This is a genomic window from Phaeobacter sp. JH20_37, assembly GCF_048056015.1.
GTDB lineage: Bacteria > Pseudomonadota > Alphaproteobacteria > Rhodobacterales > Rhodobacteraceae > Phaeobacter > Phaeobacter bryozoorum.
This window is the reverse complement of record NZ_JAYMWW010000013.1, coordinates 541,952-563,182: the sequence shown is the minus strand read 5'-3', so window position 1 is coordinate 563,182 and position 21,231 is coordinate 541,952. Positions and strand designations below refer to the sequence as shown.

Sequence of the window (21,231 nt, the reverse complement as noted above, 5' to 3'; positions counted from 1 at the left end):
GCATCCAGTTCACATCCGGGAACCGGCTGTGATCGGTTTATAGATAGAATTTCAAACGAATCTTTGATCCATAATAAAATGTTTAAGGTATAAAGGGAATGCGACTTTTCCTTGCGCGCGCGGCGCGGTAGATCATCAGACATGGCCCTTCGTTTTACATCGCTATCCGAAATCCTCGTTCAAGACTACGATTGTGTCATCGACGTGCGGAGTCCCGCCGAATTTGCTGAGGATCACTGGCCCGGGGCCATAAACCTGCCGGTTCTGGATAATGAAGAGCGCGCCGAAGTTGGCACGATCTATGTCCAGCAAAGTCCGTTTCTGGCCCGCAAGGTCGGTGCGGCGAAGGTGTTTCGCAATGCTGCCGACCATATTGAGCAACGGCTGAGCCATCATCCGGGATCCTGGCGCCCGCTGGTCTACTGTTGGCGCGGCGGGCAACGGTCCGGCAGTTTTACTTGGCTGTTGCAGCAGATTGGATGGCGGGCGGATGTGGTCGAGGGCGGCTACCAAAGTTACCGCAGACTGGTCCATGACTATCTCTATAAAGCCGCGTTGCCGCATCGTTTCGTGGCGCTGGATGGCTACACGGGCACTGCAAAAACCGATATCCTCCAGCGTGTTGGACTGCTTGGCGCACAGGTTCTGGACCTCGAGGGGCTGGCACATCATCGTGGCTCGCTGCTTGGCGATCACCCAACCCCGCAGCCCAGCCAGAAGGCGTTTGAATCCGCATTGGCCGGTCAACTGGCACGGATGAACCCGAAACGCCCGGTGCTGGTGGAGGCGGAGTCGAGCAAGATCGGCGCACGGATCATCCCACCGCAGCTCTGGGCGGCCATGAAACAGGCTCCGCGGATCGAAATCCACGCACCTGTGGCGGCGCGTTGTCGATACTTGCTGGCGGGTTATGATGATATTCTGTCAAACACTGAGATGCTGCGCGTGCGTCTCGATGGGTTGCGGGCACATCGCTCCAATGCGGTGGTCGATGGCTGGTTGCAGAGGATTGCCGAAGGCGACAAACCGGCGCTGACGGAGGCGCTCATCACGCAGCATTACGACCCCGCCTATGAGACTGCGCGCCGGGCCATCGGTGCCGATGTGATAACCACCCTGGGGGCAACCGACCTGCGGGAGCCCGATCTTGACCGGCTGGCCGCGGATCTGCGTCTTGAGCTGGACCGGCTATAGCCGCAACTTCAGATCAGCGTGATCGCGCCCGCAGAGCCGGTGATATGGCCGATGATCGCGGCCTCAGCTGCGTATCTGCGGAGTACGGGTAAGAGCGCCTCGGCCTGATCGCGCGGCAGTGCGGCCAGCAGGCCACCGGCAGTCTGCGGATCGAACAGCAGGTCCTGTGGCCCGCCGGTGGTTATCTGCGGCAAAAGCGCGGCATTCTCTTCAAAGAGCGAGGACCTGACCCCGCGTGCTGTCAGTGCGGCGGCACCGGGCAGCGCAGGAATTGCCCCGAGGTCCAGTTCAGCTCCAACAGCGGAGGCTTCGCAAATCCCCAGCAGATGGCCCAGCAGGCCAAATCCGGTCACATCGGTCATCGCATGTGCGGCGTGCAGAAGCTCGGCGGTCTTGTCCTGCGACTGGCTCATCGACGTCAATGCCGCGGCGACCCAGGCACCCTCGGCCTTTCCCACCATTTCCGCCGCCATGATCACCCCGGTGCCCAGCGGTTTTGTCAGGATCAGGGCGTCACCCGGCTGTGCCCCGGCCAGGGTGATGGGCGCCGCGTCGCATAGTCCGGTCACGGTAAACCCTATGGTCAGCTCGTCTCCCACGGAGGTGTGGCCACCAACGATCTCGGCGCCGGCTTTCCTCAGGATGTCACCGGCGGCAGACATGATTTCATCAAGGGTCCGGGCCTGAAGTTCCGCCGACAGTCGGGGCAGGATCAAGTTGGCGGTCGCGGCCTGCGGCTCGGCGCCCATCGCCCAGATATCGCCAAGCGCATGGACCGCCGCGATACGGGCCATCACCACGGGGTCGGCGGTAAAGGCCCGCAGGTGATCTGTACTGATCACCTGCCTTTGCCCGCCCGTTATCAGCAGCGCGGCGTCATCACCGGGAAGCGGGGTGATGTCCGCGCGCTGAGTATGCGGCTGCGATCGGAGCGTCGCCTTGAGCGTGCGCGCGCCAACCTTGGCACCGCAACCTCCGCACATCGGTTTATGGCCAAGCGCCTCTGGCAGATCATGGGTGTGTTCGGGGGGCAGCGCCGGCTGATCCATCTGCGGCAGATCACGGAACTGCGCCATGAAGCCCTGATCGATGTGATCTTTCCAGCGCCAGATCCAACCGCCCGAAAAGGTCTGTCCAAAGCGTTCTCCAACAGCGGTTTTGCCGCCCATCGAGATCAGTTTCAGATAGTCTTTCTGCGGGCGGTAGCGGCGCAGCGGATCCCGCGTCAGGCTGGCGCGCAGATTATGATAGAGGATCGGCGCCTGACGCACCGCATAGACCCCGGCCTTCGGACGCGGGTCGGGGCTGAAATGAGCGCAGTCGCCGGTAGCAAAGACGCCTTTGCGACTGGTCTGCAAATAGGCATCAACCGAGAGAAACCCGCTGTGCAGGTCCAGCCCGGTTCCGTTGAGCCAGGGGTAGGGACGTGCACCCGCCGCCCCGGTTGTGAAATCGGACCGGATTGCGCGGCCGTCCGCCAGCAACACATGAGTGGCCTCGATCTGGGCAATCTTCGCGTGTTCTATCACGGTGACATCAAGACCGCGCAGCGCAGCGCGCAGCGGGGCGCTGGACTTGGTGCCGGTGTCAGTCAGGATTTCGCTGCGATCAATCAACGTGGCTTGCACCGTCCGGCCCCGGGCCCGCAGCGCATGGGCCATGGCGAGGATCAGCTCCACTCCGGCCACACCGCCACCGATCACCGCAACATGGGCGGCGCTGTCGCCGTGCAGATACGCGGCCCAGCTTTCCGCAAAACGGCCGAGTGGTTTTGCCGGGATCGCATGGTCATCAAATCCCGGCATATCGGGCATGGCAGAGGTGATGCCCAGGTTGATTGCGGCAATGTCATAGGCAATTGGGGGGCGGCCCGAGACATGGACCTCGCGTCTATCGGTGTCGATGTGATCAGCCGCCCCGAGCACCAATCGCGCCCCGGCAAAGCGTGCCAGCTTCACCAGATCAATATCCAACGCCTCGCGCGCGTAAAGCCCGGCGACAAAGCCCGGCAACATGCCGGAGTAGGGGGCGGTCGGACCGGGGTTGATCACGGTCAGGCGCGCTCCGGCGAGGGGCCGCATACCCCATTTGCGCAGCACCAGCGCATGGGTGTGGCCGCCGCCGATCAATACCACGTCTTTGGTCAGGGGGAGGGGGGCTGCGTGCATCATCTATGTGTCACCGGGCTGGGCTGGCTCACCCGGACAGGCTCCGCCCCGGATGAAAGACCCCCGCCGGACGGGCGGGGGCGCTGGGAGATCAGACCTCTGGGCCGATCACTTCGTTTTCGGGCAGTTTATGCGTCGCCCATATCTTATCTTTACCTGCGTCTGGCAGGCTGTCTGGCGTGTCGTGCCGGTGGATGTGAACCTTGGCAATGAAATTTGCCGTGATCGGCGCCGTCAGGAACAGAAATAGCGTAATCATCAGCTCATGCACCGACAGGTGGTATTCGTAGACGGCGGCATGGGTCATCGAGGCCAGCAGCACACCGCCAACACCCAGCGTCGTCGCCTTGGTGGGCGCGTGCAGCCGGGACATGCGGTCGTTGAGCTTCAACAGGCCAAATGATCCCACTATACCGAAGATGCCGCCGATCACGAGAAATCCGGCGATCACGATGTCAAAGAACAGGTCCATGATCTCTCCTCACTCGATGATATTGCCGCGCAGGATGAAGCGCGCATAGGCCACTGTGGACACGAAGCCCAGCATGGCGATGATCATTGCCGCCTCAAAGAAGATCTCGGTTCCCAGCGCCAGCCCATAGAGCACCATCAGCGCGATGGCGTTGATGAACATCGTATCCAGCGCCAGGATCCGGTCGGCAACATCCTCGGCGGAGACAACTTTCCACAGGTTCATCAGCAGCGACAGCGCAAAGCAGACAAACGCAAAGATTGCAGCTGTTTCGATCATTCGAAAATCTCCTTCAGGCGGCGTTCGTAGCGGTCCTTGATCTCGTCGCGCACCGCTTCGGGGTCCGGCGCGTCAAGGCAGTGGACCAGCAGCGCATGACCTTCGGCTGAGAGATCGGCAGAGACGGTCCCCGGTGTCATGGTGATGGTCGCTGCCAGCACCGTGATCGCTTCGGGTGTGCGCAGGTCCAGCGGGATCGTCACCCAATTGGGGTGGCGGCTGGCATTGGATTTGAACAGGACGATCTTGGCCACCACCAGATTGGCCACCACGATATCATAGAGTACGATGAGGATGTAGCCGACGATCTTCACCGGGCCTTTCATCTTCAGCTGTTGGGGCCAGTAGGGCTGTGTCAGGAAGGGGATCAAAACCCCGAGCATGAATCCGAACACCAGCGAGTTGAGCGACCAGCCATTCACCAGCAACAGCCAGGTTGCGGTCAGCACCAGTGTCAGGATCGGGTGTGGCAGTACGCGGCGCATCAGCTTCATTTCAAAGCCCCCCAAGGACAGTTTCGATGTAGGCGGTTGGGGTGAACAGCTGGGCCGCCGTGGCGTCGGCATAGCGGGTCATCGGCCCGGCAAAGAGGGTGAGCAGCACAATCGCCGCCATCAGCCCAAAGCAGACAACAAGCGGCAGGACCGGCGCCGCCGCTGGGGCTGCGGTGGCGTTGCCGTCGAGAAGATCCTCGTCACCTGCATCGGATGCGACCGTGCCGTCGGTTGCCTGCAGACCATGGCTTTTCCAGAAGATCAGCGTGCCTGCACGAGCCAGACCAACGATGGTCACAAGCGAGCCGAGCAGAATGACCGCCCAGATCCACCAGACCAGGTCATGATCGCGCGCGGCATCCATCACCAGCAGCTTACCGATGAAGCCGGAGACTGGTGGCATACCGGCCAGCGCGATAGCGGCGATAAAGAACATCACCGACAGCAAGCCGCTCTGCGGCATCAGACGAAGGGCGGCAATAGCACCGCCCTGGCGTTCCATGACCTGATCGGCAATCAGGAACATCAGCGCCGTCGCTAGCGTCGAATGGACGATGTAGTAGAGCGCGGCTCCGGTTGCGGCAGGGGTGAACAGGGCAATGGAAATCAGCAGTGTCCCCATCGAGGTGATCGCCCCAAAGGCGACCAGTCGCCCGATCTCGCGCGAGCCGAGGACACCGATGGCGCCGACGGCCAGCGTGACCATGGCGGCAGGCAGCAGCCAATCGCCGACCAGCCCTTGGGTGATCGCAACATCCGGGCCAAAGATCAGCGTGTAGACCCGCAGGATTGCATAGGCGCCGACCTTTGTCATGATCGCAAACAGCGCGGCCACCGGCAGCGGGGCATGGCTGTAGGAGGCGGGCAGCCAGAAATGCAGCGGCAGCACCGCAGCCTTGATCGCGAAGACCAGCAGCAGCATGACCGCACCAACGCGCAGCAGGGCGGTTTCCTCGCCCGACATCTCGGCCACGCGCACCGCCAGATCGGCCATGTTCAGCGTGCCGGTGACGGCGTAGATCGTGCCGAGCGCAAACAGGAACAGGGTCGAGCCCAGGAGGTTGTAGACCACATATTGCACGCCGGCCTGAAACCGCTTGGCGCCGCCTGCGTGGATCATCAACCCGTAGGAGGCAATCAGCAGCACTTCGAAGAACACGAACAGGTTGAAGGCATCGCCCGTCATGAAGGCGCCGAGAATGCCCATGATCTGGAACTGGAACAGCGCGTGGAAATTGGCGCCGCGAGAATCCCAGCCGGTGCCAATCGCGTAGAGCACGACAGCCAGCGCCAGAACCGATGTCAGGACGATCATCATTGCCGACAGGCGATCCAGCACCAGCACGATGCCAAAAGGCGCAGGCCAGTCACCCAGCTCATAGACCTGCACGGTGCCGTCGGCGGCCTGCGCTGCCAGCGCCAGGGTCAGGCAGAGCACCAGCAGGCTGCTGGCGACCGAGAAGATCCGTTGCAGGTCCAGATGGTAGCGCAGGACCATGATAATAAAGGGCGCGACGATTGCCGGCAGGACAATCGGCGCAATCACGAGGTGGTTCATGCGTCATCTCCAACTTTGGCATCATCATCGCTGAGATTGATCCGGTCATCCTGCGACGACAGATAGGCCCCCAGCGCAATCATCACCACAACGGCCGTCATGCCAAAGGAGATCACGATCGCGGTCAGCACCAGAGCCTGCGGCAGCGGGTCGGTATAGGGGACCTCTTCGTATTTATTGAGGATCGCAGGGGCGTTGGTCATCAAGCGGCCAGTGGCAAACAGGAACACGTTCACCGCATAGGAGATCAGTGACAGCCCGAGGATGACGGGAAAGCTGCGTCGGCGCAGGATCAGGTAGATGCCGGCCGCGGTCAGGACGCCCACGGCCGAAGCGACTAGAATTTCCATAGTCAGCCCTCGTTCTCGGTCATGGCCACGTCATCGCGGGCCGGGTTGATATCCATCGCGTGGGTGCTGTCGGTGCCAGGCTGCCAGGCAAAGCGTGACAGGCTCTCCAGCGCCAGCAGCACAGCGCCAACAACTGCCAGAAACACGCCAAGGTCGAACAGCGCAGCAGTTGCCCATTCAAATTCTTCCAGCGGTTCCCAGTGGATGTACCCAAAGGCGCTGGTCAGGAAGGGCTTGCCGCTGAACCATGATCCCATGCCGGTTGCGGCGGCGATCAGCACACCGGATCCGATGATGCCATGATAGGGGTAGCGCTGCCGCTCGGTCGCCCAGGCAAAGCCCGACGCCATATATTGCATGATGACCGCAATCGCCGCGATCAGCCCGGCGATAAAGCCGCCACCGGGCAGGTTGTGCCCCCGGAAGAAGATATAGGCCGCCACCATCAGCGCCAGCGGCATCATCACGCGGGTCGCCACCACCATCATCATCGGATGCGAGTCACCGGCCTGCGGCAGATCGGGCTTGCGGTTCAGCAGATAGGCCCGCACGCGGGTGCCCAGCACCGCCTCGGTCAGCGCAAAGATCACCAGCGCGGCAATGCCAAGAACGATGATCTCGCCAAAGGTGTCGAAGCCTCGGAAATCCACCAGGATCACATTGACGACATTGGTGCCGCCGCCGCCCTTGTAGGAGTTTTCAAGGTGGAAGCCGGAAATCGTCTCGCCGATGAAATCACGGGTCATCAGTGCATAGATCAGCCCCGCAACCCCAAGGCCTGAGATGCCGGCAATGGAGATGTCGCGCAGGCGGGCGCCGCCAGAGCTTTCGACCGGGGTTTCCTTGGGCATGAAGTTCAGCGCCAGCAGCATCAGAATGATGGTGACCACTTCGACCGAAATCTGCGTCAGAGCGAGATCCGGCGCTGACATGTAGTTAAAGCCCATCGACACCACCAGTCCAACAACGCCGATCAGCACCAGCGCCAGCAGGCGGTTGCGGTGCATGGCAACCAGAAAACCGGTTGCGATCAGCAGGCTGGCCCAGCCAAGGATCGGGATCAGCCCGACATCCTGAAGGCTGCGGGTCGGCGCCGCCAATGTGCCGGATTGATAGGCATAGAAGGACAGTACCGCGGTAAAGGTGATCATGATCCCGGCATAGCGTGGCATCGAGCCATTGTGCATACCGTCGGTAATGGCACGCGAAAGCCGTGTGAGCGCGCCGATCAGCGCCTCGAAAATCACCTTCGCCTCCGGGCGCGGTGCGGCATCCCACATACGCATCAGCGGTTTGTGCAGCATCAGCAGGACGACACCCCCGGCAACCGCCGCCATCGACATATAAAGCGCCGGAGTAAATCCGTGCCAGAGTTTCAGCGAATAATAGGGCAGTTTCTCGCCACCAATCACGGCAGAGGCCGCAGTGGCCACCAACGGCCCGACGATCTTGGCCGAGAACAGGCCGATCAGCACGACAAGACCAACCAGAAACGCAGGGGCCAGCCACATGCCGGTGCCGGGATCATGCGGGGTCGCAGGGTAGTCGTCACGCCTTGGTCCGAGGAAGACATGGGCGATGAAGCGGAACGAATAAGCGGCGGAGAACAAGGCCCCCAATAGCGCTAGACCCGGCACCAGATAATGTGAACCCGCCCAGACCGTGTGAACGGCTTCCTCCAGCATCATCTCCTTCGACAGGAAACCGTTGAAGGGCGGAATGCCAGCCATCGACAGGGCCGCGACCGTGGCGATGGCAAAGGTGATCGGCATCAGGTGCCGCAGGCCGCCCAGCCGTTTGATGTCGCGGGTGTGGGCCTCGTGATCGACAATGCCCGCGCTCATAAACAGAGCCGCCTTGAAGGTGGCATGGTTGATGATGTGGAAAACGGCGGCGACGGCAGCAAATTTGGTACCAAACCCCAGAAGCATGGTGATCAGGCCCAGGTGGCTGACGGTGGAGAAGGCCAGAAGCGCCTTCAGATCATCCTTGAACAGGGCAATGATCGCCCCCAGCACCATCGTGATCAGACCCGTCGTTGCGACGATGTAGAACCATTCCGGCGTACCGGCCAACACAGGCCACATCCGCGCCATCAGGAACAGGCCTGCCTTCACCATGGTTGCGGAGTGGAGATAGGCCGACACCGGCGTCGGTGCGGCCATGGCGTGCGGCAGCCAGAAATGAAACGGGAACTGCGCCGATTTGGTGAAGGCGCCAATCAGGATCAGGATCAGGGCCGGCAGATAGAGCGGCGAAGCCTGAATGACCTCCTTTGCGCCTAGGATCACGGTCAGATCATAAGACCCGACGATATTGCCGAGGATCAGCATGCCACCGATCATGGCAAGGCCACCGGCGCCGGTAACAGTCAGCGCCATTCGCGCGCCCTGACGTCCTTCGGGCAGATGCTTCCAGTAGCCGATCAGCAGGAAGGAACTGAGCGACGTCAGCTCCCAGAAGATCAGCAGCAGCAGAATGTTGTCCGAGGTGACAATCCCCACCATCGCGCCCTGAAACAGCAGCAGATAGGTGTAGAAATTACCCATCGGATCCTCGCGCGACAGGTAGAACCGGGCATATAGGATGATCAGCAGGCCAATTCCAAGGATCAGCCCGGCAAAGAGAAAGCCCAGGCCGTCGAGGAAGAAATTGGCATTCAGCCCAAGCGCCGGCAGCCAGTCGAATTGCGCCTGAATAACTTCGCCGCGCATCACCGCCGGGGCGTGCAGCATCAGTCCGACAAACGCGAGCAATGTTGTCAGGCCTGCCGCCGATGCCGAGGCATTGCGCCCGGCACGGATCAATAGCGCGGGGAATACCGCGCCGAGAAAGGGCAGGGCTGCAATCAGGAACAGGGACACGTGCGGTTCTCCTCCATGCACAAGGCCAGATCGTTTGGTGCCTAAGCAATTTTTCGCAACTGTGCCAGCCCCGACCGCGCCTGCAAACCCTGCAAAGGCAGCGATCCGGTGAGTTTTTTGCCCGCGGCAGCAATTTGGCGCGGCCCGGTGTCAGGTTGACAACAACTTGATCACCATGCGGGATGTCTCAGGCTGAACACTTTGCAGGAACCTGCTAGGTCTTGGGTCATGTAGGACGGCGCCGGCAGCGCGGGGAGAGGCCAGATGTCGCATTCTCAATCAAAACGGTCAGATAACTCCGGCCCTCAGACTGATGGCGCGGACAGTGACCCGGCAGCTGAGGCGGAGGCGGGTGATCCGTTGATCTCGCGGCGTCGATTGCTTCAGGCCGGTGTGGCCTTCGCCGGGATCGCCATTGCGGGGGGCGGTGGATATACATGGTGGCGCAGGCAACCCCCGGCCCATGACCGTCCCCGCCTGTCGGTTGAGGACGCATTTGCCAGGGCCAAGGCGGGGGAGCTGATCCTGGTAGATATCCGCACACCGCGTGAGTGGCGGGCCAGCGGTGTGCCAGTGGGCAGCCATCAGATCGACATGCGGCGTGAGGATTTTCTGGCCGCGCTTGATCGCGTCACCGGTGGTGATCGCAGCGCGCCGCTGGCCCTGATCTGCGCGCGCGGTGTGCGCTCCGCCCGGGTGACGCTGGCGCTGGACGCGGCCGGTTATACAAATGTGATCGACGTGCCGGAGGGGATGCTCGGCTCCGCCGCCGGGCCGGGATGGCTGCGCAGTAATCTGCCGGTCGCGCGCTGGACGGGGCAGGGCTGATGAAACGGGTGATAGCAGGTATGGGGCGCCTCTGGCCGGGCGTAAGCGTTGCTCTGTCGGGCCTGCTTTTCGGCTCGGCGCTACAGGCTGGATGCGGGCCCCTCGCCGATGCCTGCCAGATTGACGGGGGCGACTATCACATCGTGCTGCCGGATACCGGCGATGAGAAAGCGCTGCCGGCGGTGATGTTCCTGCACGGCTACGGCGGGTCGGGTGAGGCTGCATTGCGCAATCGCGCGATGGTCGATGGGTTGAACGATCGGGGCTACGCGGTGATCGCCCCCACGGCGCTGCCGCGCAATCCCGGTGGCCCTCGCACTTGGGCGTTCTTGCCGGATTTCGGTGGCCGCGACGAATCCGCGTTTCTTGAGGCGGTGCTGGCAGATGCTGAACATAGGTTTAATATCGACCGGAAATCCGTTGTTTTATCAGGATTTTCCGCAGGTGCCTTCATGGTCAGCTATCTGGCCTGTGCAACCCCCGATCAATTTGCCGCTTACGCAACGATTGCGGGCAGTTTCTGGCGGCCGCAGCCTGAGAGCTGCACCGGTCCGGTGCGTTTGATGCACACTCATGGTTGGCGCGATGAGGTGGTGCCGCTGGAAGGCCGATACCTTGGCAATCGTCGTTTTCAGCAGGGAGATATCTTTGCCGGGCTTGAGCTGTGGCGCGATACCAACGGCTGCACGACACACGCGCCAAGCCACAGCGGATCTGAAGGTGGCACCCTGCGGCGCCGATGGGCCTGCGGTACAGGCGCGGATATCGACGTGGTGCTTTTCGACGGCGGGCACCGGGTGCCGGAGGGCTGGGCCGCATGGCTTGCCGATTGGTTCGAGGATCGCCCGCTGTCGCAGTAGTGCAACATGTGGCGTCGATGGGGTGGCTGTGAATTCTCAATAATAAATTCCGGCGAAACCTGATGGTTCCTGCCGGAATTTTCAACTTGATGCAAATTGTGGATATTTTCGCCTGAACTGTCTTTTTTACTCAGCGGCTGTGGGATGGGCGGGGGATCGCTCCAATGCCAGACGCAACCTGTCCCGTCTGGCACGGGCGATGCGGGTGATGCGGGGCTCGTTATGGACCTCACGGGTGGCCAGAAGGGCTTTGGCGAAGCGCTGCAACGGTACGCCCGACAGGGCCGAAAGGGGCACCGCAAGGATCAGCGATACGGCGATTGGCAATAGCCAGACGGATACCACGCCGGCAAGAATCCCCGTCCACAGCGCGATGCCGCTGACGGTTTCCAGCGCGTGGCAGGTGAACAGCGTGCGCCAGGAGTAGCTGCCACCGTCGCGTGCCTGCGGCGCCCATCCCTTTTGGAGGCCAAAGGCGGTGCGCAGCACCGCGATCATCTGCTGAACCATCAGGATCGGCGCATAAAGGATCGCGAGCAGGATTTCCGTCAACAGTGACAGGGCAAAGGCGCCCGCGCCGCCATAGTCGGAGAAGCGGCTCCCGGTCATCGGCAGCGCCGCCACGGCCAGAAGCTTTGGGGCGAGCAGCATGGCATAGATGAGCAGGATCACCAGCACATGGCGCGGCTCTGACATGTCCGGCCAGGAGGGCATCAGCGGATTGGTTTCACTGAAATAGGTCAGGACCGAAGCTTCCTCGCCACGTCCGATCAGCGCCCAGATCACCAGCAGGGCGAACCAGACTGGCGCCATCAGGTAGCCGATGGCCCCATGCAGCAGATGAAAGCGTGACAAGGCGCGAAACCCCTTGGCGTTGAGCAGGTTCAGGTGCTGTAGATTGCCCTGACACCAGCGCCGATCCCGCAGCACGTGATCAATCAGCGTCTGCGGAGTTTCTTCGTAAGACCCACGAATGCGGGGCAGGAACTGCACGCTCCAACCGGCGCGACGCAGCAGCCCGGCCTCCACGAAATCATGACTCATGATCAGCTTTTCACCACCAAAGACAGAGCGCAGCGGCGGCAGCCCCGCACAGGCGGCAAAGGCACGGGTGCGGATGATCGCATTATGCCCCCAGTAATTGCCTTCATGCCCTGCCCAGCGGGCTAGACCTTCGGCCAGAGCCAGGCCGTAGACGCCGTTGGCAAACTGCTGCATCCGGCCAAAGACGGAATGCGCACCTATCAGCTGCGGATAGCTCTGGATCAGACCTGCGCCGGGATCACGGGCCAGCGCGTCGGCCAGATGGGCAATGGCGCGCCCGGTCATCAGGCTGTCGGCATCGAGCACCAGCATGGCGTCCCAGCCGGCGCCCCACCGGCGCACCCAGTCGGCGATATTGCCGACCTTGCGTCCTGCGTTGTCATCGCGGCGCCGATAATAGAGCTGGGCCCCTGCGGGGAGCATACTGCGCAGGGCCTCGACACTGGCACGTTCCTCTGCGGCGATGGCATCGTCGCGGGTGTCGGACAGGATGAACATTGCATAGTCATGGACACCGCCACGGGCGTGCAGCTCTTCCAGCATGGATTGGGCATTGCCAAGTACATACCAGGGGACCTCGTTGTAGATCGGCATCAGGAGCGCGACCTTCATCCGCTGCGGGCGGCCTCGTCCCAGCGCGCGGGGGCGCTGGGACAGGCCCCAGAGACCCAGAAGGACGGTAGAGACCGAAAAGCAGATCCAGAAGAAATTGAACGCGATCAACACCAGAAGTGCGACCTCCAGCATGGAAAACCCGTCTGCCGCGAACCAGTCCTTCATACCCCAGGTCAACAGCCCCGTAGCGGCCATCGCCGGAGAGAAGGCCAGAACACGCCATAGCGCCACCTGACGCTGGCTTGACTCGCTGGGCTGTCCGCCGGTTGCCACGCTGTCACCGGGTAAGGGGCAGGCGTGATCCTGAAAATGGGCACCGAAATTCTGCTCTGGCATAGCCAGCGGTTGTTCCGGTGGGGTCAGGGAGAAATTGGTCATTTGGTCCACCGGTAAAGCCAGACTTCGGAGGCGGGCTGATCATCCTTGCGCAGTTCAGCGCGCAATTCGACGTGGTCGCGTTCGCCCGGGTCAAAGGCAAAGGCCAACCGCACCCCGCCAGTTTCCGGGTTTTGCTGCAACACGCCTTCGGTTGGGGTGACATGAGGTGACGTGATATGCGCCTTTAGATCATCAACGCCACCGGCAAACAGCGGATGGGCGGCGAAATCGATGGTGATGATCCGACCCGGATCACCAAAGATGCGCGCGCCCGCAGCGGTGTTGATCACCTGTGGCACCGGCAGATCCGGGCCGTTGCCCCAGGTCAGCCGATAGTCAATGGCAATCTCTGAGCCAGGGGCGTAGCTGTCGCGGGGGCGCCAATAGGCCACGATATTGTCGTAGATTTCCTTGTCCGCCGGGATTTCGACCAGCGTGACGGCGCCTTTGCCCCAATCACCCTTCGGCTCAACCCAGAGCGCCGGGCGCTGGTGATAATGCGCTTCCAGATCCTCATAATCAGACAGCAGCCGCGGGCGCTGCATCAGGCCAAAGCCACGCGGGTTTTCATCGACAAAGGACGACAGCTGCAGCGTCTTGGGGTTGGCCAGTGGGCGCCACAGGGTCTCGCCGTTGCCGTTGACCACCAGCAGACCGTCGCTGTCGTGAACCGCAGGGCGGAAATCGTCAAACCGGTTGCGATTGGTCTGATCAAACAGGAACATCGAGGTGAGTGGTCCAAGCCCGATATTGTCCAGTTCCGCACGTGCAAACAGGCGCGCCTCGACATCCATCACCGTGTCTTGCCCCGGCAATATGTCAAACCGGTAGGCCCCGGTGACAGACGGCGAATCCATCAGCGCATGGACGATCATGTTCTTTTGGCCGGGAACTGGAGCTTCGAGCCAGAAGGCAATGAATTCAGGGAATTCTTCGCCCTTGGAGGTAGCGGTATTCACCGCCAGGCCGCGCGCCGACAACCCATAGGTATGTGCAGCCCCGATGGCCCGGAAATAACTCGCGCCCTGGAATACGCAGAATTCCGTTTTCTTGCCGGGTTCCTTTAGATCGGTCCGCAGCCGGAAACCGGAGTAGCCGAGGCTGTCGTCGACGCTGAGGTCGGGGGCTTTGTCGGTTTTGTCAAACAGCGACAGGTCAAAGGCCACCGGCTGGGCGAGGCCGTTTTCCACGGTGTAGATCTCGACCGGGCGCGGGAAATAAAGGCCGGGCAGAAAGAAATCGACATTGTAGCTGCGCGGGGTCTTCGACCAGAGCGCATCGCGGCTGCGGAACCAGCGGGTCTGGTATTCCTCATAGGTCTGCTCCTGCCAGTCCTGCGGCACGCTGGGCCGGGGCGCGTAAGGGGCGGCCGCCAACTCGCGCGCCAGCGCCACAACCGTTTCGCGCGAGAATGCAGGGCCTCCGGTCGCACGCGCAGGCGAGGTCGGCGCGCCAAGCGCAAGCGGGGCCGTGCTGGCCAGGGCGGTTGCCAGAAAGGTGCGTCGCGAGAATTCTTTCATCTCTTGGTTTTCCATGGATGTGATTTGAACCAGGCAGCGATATAGGCGCAGCCGATGATCAGGCCAAACCCGGTGAGGTTAAAAAATGCAGTCGTCATGATCGACCTGTCAGTGAGATCCATGGCAAAGCCCAGCAACCGGGCCAGCGCCATGGAAAACACAAAGACCGCAAGCGATTGCTGACCGACTTTGGTGATCAGCGACAGCAGCACGGCCCAGATCCGCGCGGGTGTGGATTGCCCGGAGGCGATCAGACGGCGACCGCCTTCGCCCGCAACCACCCAGCCGAGGTAGGCTAGCGACAGGAAATGGCCATAGCGCAAAAGGCCAAAGTCGGTTTTTTCCCGCCATTCGGCTGTCAGCTGCCAGGTCGGTCGGATCAGCTCCGCCAGACCGGTGTTCCAGGCTTCGACCCAGAGGAAGACTTTCCAGGAGCCGAAGGGCGCCAGCAGGAGCAGATACGCGGTCGCTATGATCATCAGTCCGCGTGAGACTGGCGGGGCGGGCAGCCAGCCTTTCATGAAGGCAAAGCCGGTGAAGAACAGCAGCTGCCAGCCAAAGGGGTTGAAAAACCATTCGCGGCTCGACCAGGGTTCGGCGGAGAGCGACAGCCCATTCGGCCCGAGGCCAATCATATACGGGTTGGCCAGCAGCCAGATCGCGATCGAGGTGGTCGCCACTGCCCAGACGCCGACGCGTTCCAGCCCCATCATCAGCGGCATCAGCCCCAACACGACGAGATACATCGGCAGAATGTCAAAGTAGTTTGGCACGTAGCTGAGCGTCATCAGCCCAACCAGCTGCGGCACCGGGTTTTCAAAGAACGGCAACAGGTTCAGCGAGGCAATATAGCTCTTGTCAAAAGCCCCGTAGAGATCCAGCGCCGCCATGGTGGTGGCGAGAAAGACAAACAGGCCGATATGGGCCCAGTAGACTTGCCAGCAGCGAAACACCACGCGGGCGCTGCCAATTAGCCATCCGCGGCGGGCAAAGGTGCCGCCAAAGGCGATGGCCGAGGCCATGCCCGAACAGAAGACAAAGATCTCCGTCGCGTCGGAGAAGCCAAACCGGGCCGGAATCCAGCCGGTCCAGCGGTTCCCGGGAATATGAGCGCACAGGATGATGAACATCGCAATGCCGCGGTAGAAATCCAGCCGGGGATCGCGAAGCGCGCGGGTCTGCGCGTCCGATTGCGGGGCAACCGGGCGATTGGCCACTGGAGTGGTCTCGGTGCCCTTGGCACCGGGAAAGGGCGAGATGGTCGCCATAGGCTGTTGTGTCCTTACTTTTGTTATTCTGCCGGGACGCTTTGCGCGCAGGGCGCGCCACGTCCGGCAGCGATCAGTGCACGGCGCGCCTGTGCATAGCTGTCCTCGGCGCCGCCCCGCTGGGCGCGCCGTTCGTTGAGGATGGCCTCCACCGCGTCCAGACGCCCCGCGCGGATGCCCGCATCAATGGTCACGCGTTCGAAAACGTCCCGCTGGGCATGGCTGCCCCCTGCCAGTTGCAGGGAACTGCGTCCGCTGGCGAGATAGCCGAAGGCTTCGCTGTAGTTACCTTCGCCAAAGGCCTCGAGCCCGAGCGCAAGGCCGCAGCCTGGCGTTGCCATGCGGCCATCGCTCTCGCTGGCGCCGCGACGCGCATCAGCGTGAATCCGCTGCACCAGCTGGCCAGCCTCAACCTTGCGATCATCGCCCACCAGGGCAAGAAGATAGTGAAGATCGGCAAAGATCAGGCAGCCGTCTTCGGTCCGGTTGGCACAGAGTTCTGCGAGTTCTTCCCAGCGGTCACCGATTGCAACGCCCTCTAGCTCCAGCCGCATCAGCAGTGAGGTGGCGTTGGAAATGTCACGGTAGTCATCGGTTTTGTCTTTGCGGATCTCGTGATCGTATAGCGCCAGCACCTGTTCGGTCTGCCCCTGATCCAGATGCATCAGCGCCTTGTGCCACCAGACGTGGTAGCGAAAGTTGTTGCAATGCGCCCAGGCCTCTTCGCGACCGGTCAGCCAGTCAAGCCCGGCACGGGAGTTGCCCGTCATATCATGGACATGGGCCACCGCATGCAGGCCCCAGGCATCATCCGGTGCCATCCAGAGTGCCTGACGCCCGGTTGCTTCGGCCAGGTCATAAGCGCCGGTTTCCTCCAGCGAAAAGGCGTGGCATCCAAGCAGGTAACCGCGCCCGGCGTGATCCGGCGCATAGGCGGGCAGGACCCGCTCGATCGACCGGCGCATACCTGCGCTGTCGCCCAGGATGAAGCGGATCGCGTGGCTCAGTTTCATCGCCAGCGCGTCCTCGGGGTGGCTGCGCAGCACGGTCTCCATCTCTGCAATCGCCAGCGATGGACGGCCCTCCAGCCAAGCACCAAGCGCCGCGATATAGTGGCGTTCGCGTGGCAATGCACCATCCTCGGCGGCCTTGGCCGCAGCATAGGCGTCGCGTGCGGCCTGCATCAGTTCTGCCCGACCCAGCAGCAACACAAACATGCCCTTGGCCGCCTGGGCCATGGCAAACTCCGGTGCAGCCTCCAGCAGGGCGCCCAGATGTTGCGGCGCGGCAGCGCCGTGAGACAACACCCCCATCTGAACGCAGTTCCAGTTCTCGAGCGCCGCGGCGTTTGTCAGGCTGGTGTCCTGGCCAAAAATATCTTGCATCATCGTTTGTCCGATCCGTGTCAAAAACGAAAGCAGAGGTGCTTTGTCGTCGAGCCTAAAGCACGGCCGCGCGTCTCGCGATGCCCGCTCGCGGTTTGGTGAAGCGGCGTGTGCAATCTCGCCGGATTAATGGGCCAACCATATTGATTGACAGCGATTTCCCGCATTTTTTGTAATCTGGCAAGCCCGTGCAGCGCGACTTTGGCCGAACACCGCCAGTTTCTGTAACACTCGGCCAGATCCTGCCGGTTGCAAGCCCGAGAAACAGGCGTTTTCTGCGGTGTCTTAAGGGGATAGCAGAGATATTGAGCAGGCAGCCGCCCCAGGGTGACGGGGCGTCTGCCTGTTCTCGGTCGGCGCTGCGCCGCTTTCTTAGTTGTCGTCTTCCGAAAACGGGTCCGCGGTCCTGGCAAGGAGGTCGCTGTCTGCGCCGCAGATTGGAGGCGCATGGCGGTAGGTCACCGGCGTCCGGGAGAATTTGAGCGGATTGCCAAGCAAACGCACCGGCCCCGCCGCAGAGGACATTTCAATTGTCATATCCCGCGCCGCCACCTGATCAGAGGCAAAAACCTGATCGAGCGTCTGCACCGGTCCTGCTGGCACCTTGCGGGCCTCCATCGCGGCGATCACCTCATCGGTGCGGTATTGGCGCAGCGCCGGTACCAGGATATCGGCGAGCGCGTCGCGGTGCTGCAAGCGGGCCGGGTTGGTTGCAAAGCGCGGGTCCCGCGCCAGCCCGTCCAGACCGAGAAAAGATAGGAAGCGGCCAAATTGCGCGTCATTGCCGACCGCGAGGATCACATGGCCATCTGAGGTCTCATATAACCCATATGGCACGATGCTGGGATGCTCATTACCGCGCCGTTTGGGGGCGCTGCCAGTGTTGAGTGTTGCCACACCTTCGTTGATCAGCCAGGCGATCTGCGCATCCACCAGCGCGATATCGACCTGCTGGCCTTCGCCGGTCTGTTCCTTGTGGCGCAGCGCTGCGAGGATGCCGACACAGGCATACATTCCGCACATTACGTCGGCGATGCCGACGCCAACCTTCATCGGTCGGCCCTCAGGCTCACCGGTGAGCGACATGATCCCGCCATAGCCCTGTGCCATCAGGTCATAGCCGGGTTTATGGGCATTGGGTCCAGTCTGGCCGTAGCCGGAGATCGAACCATAGACCAGATGCGGGAACTCTGCGTGCAGGCTCTCGTAGTCGAGGCTGTATTTGGCAAGCCCGCCGGGTTTGAAGTTTTCCAGCAGAATATCGGCTTCGGCGGCGAGACGACGTATGACCTGCTGGCCCTCGGCCGTGGCGATGTCCACCTCAACCGAACGCTTATTGCGGTTTGCGGCCATGAAATAGGCCGACAGATCCGACTGGTGACCGTCTCCATCCACCACATAGGGCGGCCCCCACTGCCGGGTGTCATCGCCCCCGGTTCGCGGGTTTTCGACCTTGAGCACACTGGCCCCCAGATCTCCCAGCATCTGGGTGCAGGTCGGCCCTGCCAGAATGCGGGACAGGTCCAGCACCTTGATGCCGGTCAGCGGGCCATGAGGCAGCTTGGCTTCGGATGTCCGGTCAGATGAGCCCATCATAGGCCTCCCGCTCGAATTCTGCGGCAATGACGGTGAAACGCTCGGCCTGCTGTGCCTCTTGCAAGGCAGCGCGCAGGCCTGCGCGGTCGCGGACCCTGACGCCATGGCCGCCAAAGGCCCGGCCCATCGCGGCAAAGTCGTGCTGGCCGAAGTCGACGCCAGCGTTATCCAGCCGTCGCTGTCGCTGCTTCAGATCGATCAATGCGAGGCTGGCATCGGCGAAGACAACAAAGATCGGTGCAACGCCAAGCTCGGCGGCGGTGGACAACTCGCCCGCCACCATCAGGAAACCCGCATCACCGGAGAAGCTGACAACCGTGCGCTGCGGCTCTGCCAGTTTGCGGCCTATGGCCATCGGCACCGCGCAGCCCATGGTGCAGAGGCCCGAGGATTGGATCAGGGCGCGAGGCTCATGGCAGCTCCACATCTGCGAGAGCAAGATCCGATGGGCGCCGCTGTCTGCCGTCGCCAGCGTATCGCCGGGCAGGGTGGCCTGACATTCGGCAACGATCGCAGCGGGTCCCCAGTCCGCCTGCGGGGTGAAGGCGGAGCGAAGGGCTGCCCGGGCCACCTCAGGCTGACCTTCGGGCCAGCGCTGCGGGGACGGCTGTGTGTCATCGGCGAGCTGCGCCCCAACCGTCAGGGCACGCAGACTGGGCGCAAGACCGGCAACCAGCGTCAGAGTGGCCGCGTGCATGTAGTGGGTGTTGTCCTCGGCGCAGATATCAATCACCCGCTGGCGGGAACAATCCCAGGCGTTGCGCCAGCCCGGGCGCATCTCGATTGGATCGTACCCCAGCGCAAGAACCAGATCGGCCTCGCGCACCAGCGGCAGCAGGTGACGATCGGCGAGCGGCGACAGCCCGGCGCCGCCAAGGCAAAGCGGGTGCTTCTCAGGCAGGATGCCCTTGGCCTTGTAGCTGGTTACAAAAGGGATCTGGTAGTGTTCGAGAAAGGCCAGAAGCGGCGCGGATGCGGCCTCGGCAACAGCGTCAAGACCGATCACCGCCAGCGGGCGCTCGGCCTCGGTAAGCCACGCGCGCGCCTGCGCCAGGTCAGCGGGCTGCGGTTGCGTTGCTCTGGCAGGCGCGAGGCAAGGACGGTGGGTGCCGGCAGGGGAATCGGCGACGGAGATCGGCACATCGATATGCACCGGCCCATTGCGCGGCGCGGTTGCGATCCGCACCGCCTTGTCGGCGATCACACCCGCAGCCTCGGCGTCGAGGCGATAGCTGGCCTTGGTGATCGGGGCAAAAACCGCCTGGTGGTCCAGTACCTGATGGGTATAGGTGGCCGCTTCCGCCGCATCCACACATCCTGTCAGCACCAGCATCGGCACCCGGTCCTGATGCGCATTGGCGACAACGTTCACCCCATTGAGCGCCCCCGGGCCCAGCGTGGCCACCAGGATAACCGGTGCGCCATCGCTGTGGTGCACGCCTTCGCCCATGAAACCGGCGCTGTTCTCGTGTTTGGCAAGGTGAAAGCGGATGCCCGCCTTGGTCAGCGCATCGACAAGCGTCAGCACTTCGCCACCGGGCATGCCGAAGGCATGGCGGCATCCGGCGGCATATAGTCGCCGGGCCAGCACATCCGCCGCGCGCAATGGTTCTGTGGCCGTCGCAGCCGCGGTGTCGGTCTGTGTCATGAAATCCACCCTTCGTGAACAAGTGCCGCCAAATTGCCGGAACCGGGCAAGGTTGCAAGCCTCCTCACGCGGGTGTGAGCGTCAAGGCGCCGAGCGCGCCGCATTTTGCGCAATGGCATCAAGATGTTGGTCCAGCTCTGCCGCGATATCGGCGAGATCAGCCCCGCCTTCATCGAGATAGGGGGCAAAGACATGGGTTGCGGTTTTATAAGAAAGCGTCGCCAAGCCATCTTCGCCTTCGGTCACATAAAGGCGGATCGGGGCTTCGATCATTGCGGCGGTGGAATGGCTGAGGACCCGCACCGCATAGTCATTGTTGAAAACACCGATCACCCGGTTGCCGGGTATGGTAATGCCACGGGCCGCAGCGGCCTTGGTCGGCCCGGCCTGCGTCACCACGACAAGACCCTGCGCCTTCGTCGCCGCAATCACATCTTCGACCAGCTGCGGGTAGGGCTTGCGGGTCTGATGAACCGCCCAGCCCTGGCGCTCGGCCAGCGGTGCGGCGGTCGCAACCATCGTATGTGACCCTGTTGCGGCAAGCAGCACGAAGGCCAGGGCCGCAGCGAACAGATGGCTGCGGCGGAGGGCCATCGAACCCATCACGTTTTGAAACATGGCCGTGATCTCCTGTCGTTGCTTACGAAGTTAATGCCTCGGCGGCTGCATCGCAGTCACATTGTCGTGCAGCCGGTGCGAGCCGCGCGGCA

At 62.3% G+C, this 21,231-nt stretch carries 17 protein-coding genes; 3 read left to right on the top strand and 14 right to left on the bottom strand.

Annotated elements, in window-relative coordinates:
- Positions 1-141: 141 nt before the first annotated feature.
- Positions 142-1,194, top strand: a complete 1,053-nt coding sequence (gene mnmH / locus VWZ87_RS07525) for a tRNA 2-selenouridine(34) synthase MnmH (protein ID WP_416536216.1) — start codon at positions 142-144, stop codon at positions 1,192-1,194.
- 8 nt (positions 1,195-1,202) lie between these two features.
- On the opposite strand, the gene selD is transcribed toward mnmH, so the two are convergent.
- The 7 genes from selD to VWZ87_RS07490 form a co-directional block, all read right to left on the bottom strand.
- Positions 1,203-3,362 (bottom strand): selenide, water dikinase SelD, encoded by a 2,160-nt coding sequence (gene selD / locus VWZ87_RS07520; RefSeq protein ID WP_416536310.1) that lies wholly within the window; start codon positions 3,360-3,362, stop codon positions 1,203-1,205.
- Between the two features lie 91 nt (positions 3,363-3,453).
- Positions 3,454-3,834 (bottom strand): Na+/H+ antiporter subunit G, encoded by a 381-nt coding sequence (locus VWZ87_RS07515; RefSeq protein WP_340545286.1) that lies wholly within the window; start codon positions 3,832-3,834, stop codon positions 3,454-3,456.
- A gap of 9 nt (positions 3,835-3,843) precedes the next feature.
- A complete protein-coding gene (locus VWZ87_RS07510) occupies positions 3,844-4,113 on the bottom strand; it encodes a K+/H+ antiporter subunit F (RefSeq protein ID WP_014874349.1) in 270 nt (89 codons plus the stop codon).
- Positions 4,110-4,607, bottom strand: a complete 498-nt coding sequence (locus VWZ87_RS07505) for a Na+/H+ antiporter subunit E (RefSeq protein ID WP_340545287.1) — start codon at positions 4,605-4,607, stop codon at positions 4,110-4,112. The genes VWZ87_RS07510 and VWZ87_RS07505 overlap by 4 nt, the downstream gene beginning before the upstream one ends.
- Before the next feature lies 1 nt (position 4,608).
- Positions 4,609-6,165: a monovalent cation/H+ antiporter subunit D gene (locus tag VWZ87_RS07500; RefSeq protein ID WP_416536214.1), complete on the bottom strand. Its 1,557-nt coding sequence runs from the start codon at positions 6,163-6,165 to the stop codon at positions 4,609-4,611.
- Positions 6,162-6,515 carry a Na+/H+ antiporter subunit C gene (locus VWZ87_RS07495; protein ID WP_340545289.1) on the bottom strand — a complete coding sequence of 118 codons (354 nt, stop codon included), beginning with the start codon at positions 6,513-6,515 and terminating at the stop codon, positions 6,162-6,164. Before VWZ87_RS07495 ends, VWZ87_RS07500 begins: the two co-directional genes overlap by 4 nt.
- A 2-nt stretch (positions 6,516-6,517) precedes the next feature.
- Positions 6,518-9,379, bottom strand: a complete 2,862-nt coding sequence (locus VWZ87_RS07490; protein ID WP_416536212.1) for a monovalent cation/H+ antiporter subunit A — start codon at positions 9,377-9,379, stop codon at positions 6,518-6,520.
- Between the two features lie 264 nt (positions 9,380-9,643).
- Between VWZ87_RS07490 and VWZ87_RS07485 the strand changes: the two genes are divergently transcribed.
- Complete coding sequence (locus VWZ87_RS07485) at positions 9,644-10,207, top strand: rhodanese-like domain-containing protein (RefSeq protein ID WP_416536210.1); 564 nt, start codon at positions 9,644-9,646, stop codon at positions 10,205-10,207.
- On the top strand, positions 10,207-11,067 hold the full coding sequence (locus tag VWZ87_RS07480) for an alpha/beta hydrolase family esterase (RefSeq protein ID WP_416536208.1): 861 nt from the start codon (positions 10,207-10,209) through the stop codon (positions 11,065-11,067). Before VWZ87_RS07485 ends, VWZ87_RS07480 begins: the two co-directional genes overlap by 1 nt.
- 126 nt (positions 11,068-11,193) lie before the next feature.
- Here VWZ87_RS07480 and mdoH read toward each other — a convergent pair whose 3' ends face one another.
- The 7 genes from mdoH to VWZ87_RS07445 form a co-directional block, all read right to left on the bottom strand.
- On the bottom strand, positions 11,194-13,104 hold the full coding sequence (mdoH, locus tag VWZ87_RS07475) for a glucans biosynthesis glucosyltransferase MdoH (protein WP_416536206.1): 1,911 nt from the start codon (positions 13,102-13,104) through the stop codon (positions 11,194-11,196).
- On the bottom strand, positions 13,101-14,624 hold the full coding sequence (locus tag VWZ87_RS07470) for a glucan biosynthesis protein (protein ID WP_416536204.1): 1,524 nt from the start codon (positions 14,622-14,624) through the stop codon (positions 13,101-13,103). Before VWZ87_RS07470 ends, mdoH begins: the two co-directional genes overlap by 4 nt.
- Positions 14,621-15,892 (bottom strand): OpgC family protein, encoded by a 1,272-nt coding sequence (locus tag VWZ87_RS07465; RefSeq protein WP_416536202.1) that lies wholly within the window; start codon positions 15,890-15,892, stop codon positions 14,621-14,623. Before VWZ87_RS07465 ends, VWZ87_RS07470 begins: the two co-directional genes overlap by 4 nt.
- A 23-nt stretch (positions 15,893-15,915) precedes the next feature.
- Complete coding sequence (locus VWZ87_RS07460; protein WP_340545296.1) at positions 15,916-17,280, bottom strand: tetratricopeptide repeat protein; 1,365 nt, start codon at positions 17,278-17,280, stop codon at positions 15,916-15,918.
- A 369-nt stretch (positions 17,281-17,649) separates the two neighbouring features.
- Complete coding sequence (locus VWZ87_RS07455; RefSeq protein WP_416536200.1) at positions 17,650-18,870, bottom strand: CaiB/BaiF CoA transferase family protein; 1,221 nt, start codon at positions 18,868-18,870, stop codon at positions 17,650-17,652.
- On the bottom strand, positions 18,857-20,521 hold the full coding sequence (locus tag VWZ87_RS07450) for a thiamine pyrophosphate-binding protein (protein WP_416536198.1): 1,665 nt from the start codon (positions 20,519-20,521) through the stop codon (positions 18,857-18,859). The genes VWZ87_RS07455 and VWZ87_RS07450 overlap by 14 nt, the downstream gene beginning before the upstream one ends.
- Positions 20,522-20,602: 81 nt before the next feature.
- Complete coding sequence (locus VWZ87_RS07445) at positions 20,603-21,040, bottom strand: DUF302 domain-containing protein (protein ID WP_416536309.1); 438 nt, start codon at positions 21,038-21,040, stop codon at positions 20,603-20,605.
- Positions 21,041-21,231 lie beyond the last annotated feature (191 nt).

What these genes read in the sequence shown, in the direction of transcription:
- mnmH (WP_416536216.1), top strand. Translation starts at nt 142, where the DNA reads ATGGCCCTTCGTTTTACATCGCTATCCGAAATCCTCGTTCAAGACTAC.
- selD (WP_416536310.1), bottom strand. Translation starts at nt 3,362, where the DNA reads ATGCACGCAGCCCCCCTCCCCCTGACCAAAGACGTGGTATTGATCGGC.
- VWZ87_RS07515 (WP_340545286.1), bottom strand. Translation starts at nt 3,834, where the DNA reads ATGGACCTGTTCTTTGACATCGTGATCGCCGGATTTCTCGTGATCGGC.
- VWZ87_RS07510 (WP_014874349.1), bottom strand. Translation starts at nt 4,113, where the DNA reads ATGATCGAAACAGCTGCAATCTTTGCGTTTGTCTGCTTTGCGCTGTCG.
- VWZ87_RS07505 (WP_340545287.1), bottom strand. Translation starts at nt 4,607, where the DNA reads ATGAAGCTGATGCGCCGCGTACTGCCACACCCGATCCTGACACTGGTG.
- VWZ87_RS07500 (WP_416536214.1), bottom strand. Translation starts at nt 6,165, where the DNA reads ATGAACCACCTCGTGATTGCGCCGATTGTCCTGCCGGCAATCGTCGCG.
- VWZ87_RS07495 (WP_340545289.1), bottom strand. Translation starts at nt 6,515, where the DNA reads ATGGAAATTCTAGTCGCTTCGGCCGTGGGCGTCCTGACCGCGGCCGGC.
- VWZ87_RS07485 (WP_416536210.1), top strand. Translation starts at nt 9,644, where the DNA reads ATGTCGCATTCTCAATCAAAACGGTCAGATAACTCCGGCCCTCAGACT.
- VWZ87_RS07480 (WP_416536208.1), top strand. Translation starts at nt 10,207, where the DNA reads ATGAAACGGGTGATAGCAGGTATGGGGCGCCTCTGGCCGGGCGTAAGC.
- mdoH (WP_416536206.1), bottom strand. Translation starts at nt 13,104, where the DNA reads ATGACCAATTTCTCCCTGACCCCACCGGAACAACCGCTGGCTATGCCA.
- VWZ87_RS07470 (WP_416536204.1), bottom strand. Translation starts at nt 14,624, where the DNA reads ATGAAAGAATTCTCGCGACGCACCTTTCTGGCAACCGCCCTGGCCAGC.
- VWZ87_RS07465 (WP_416536202.1), bottom strand. Translation starts at nt 15,892, where the DNA reads ATGGCGACCATCTCGCCCTTTCCCGGTGCCAAGGGCACCGAGACCACT.
- VWZ87_RS07460 (WP_340545296.1), bottom strand. Translation starts at nt 17,280, where the DNA reads ATGATGCAAGATATTTTTGGCCAGGACACCAGCCTGACAAACGCCGCG.
- VWZ87_RS07455 (WP_416536200.1), bottom strand. Translation starts at nt 18,870, where the DNA reads ATGGGCTCATCTGACCGGACATCCGAAGCCAAGCTGCCTCATGGCCCG.
- VWZ87_RS07450 (WP_416536198.1), bottom strand. Translation starts at nt 20,521, where the DNA reads ATGACACAGACCGACACCGCGGCTGCGACGGCCACAGAACCATTGCGC.
- VWZ87_RS07445 (WP_416536309.1), bottom strand. Translation starts at nt 21,040, where the DNA reads ATGGTTGCGACCGCCGCACCGCTGGCCGAGCGCCAGGGCTGGGCGGTT.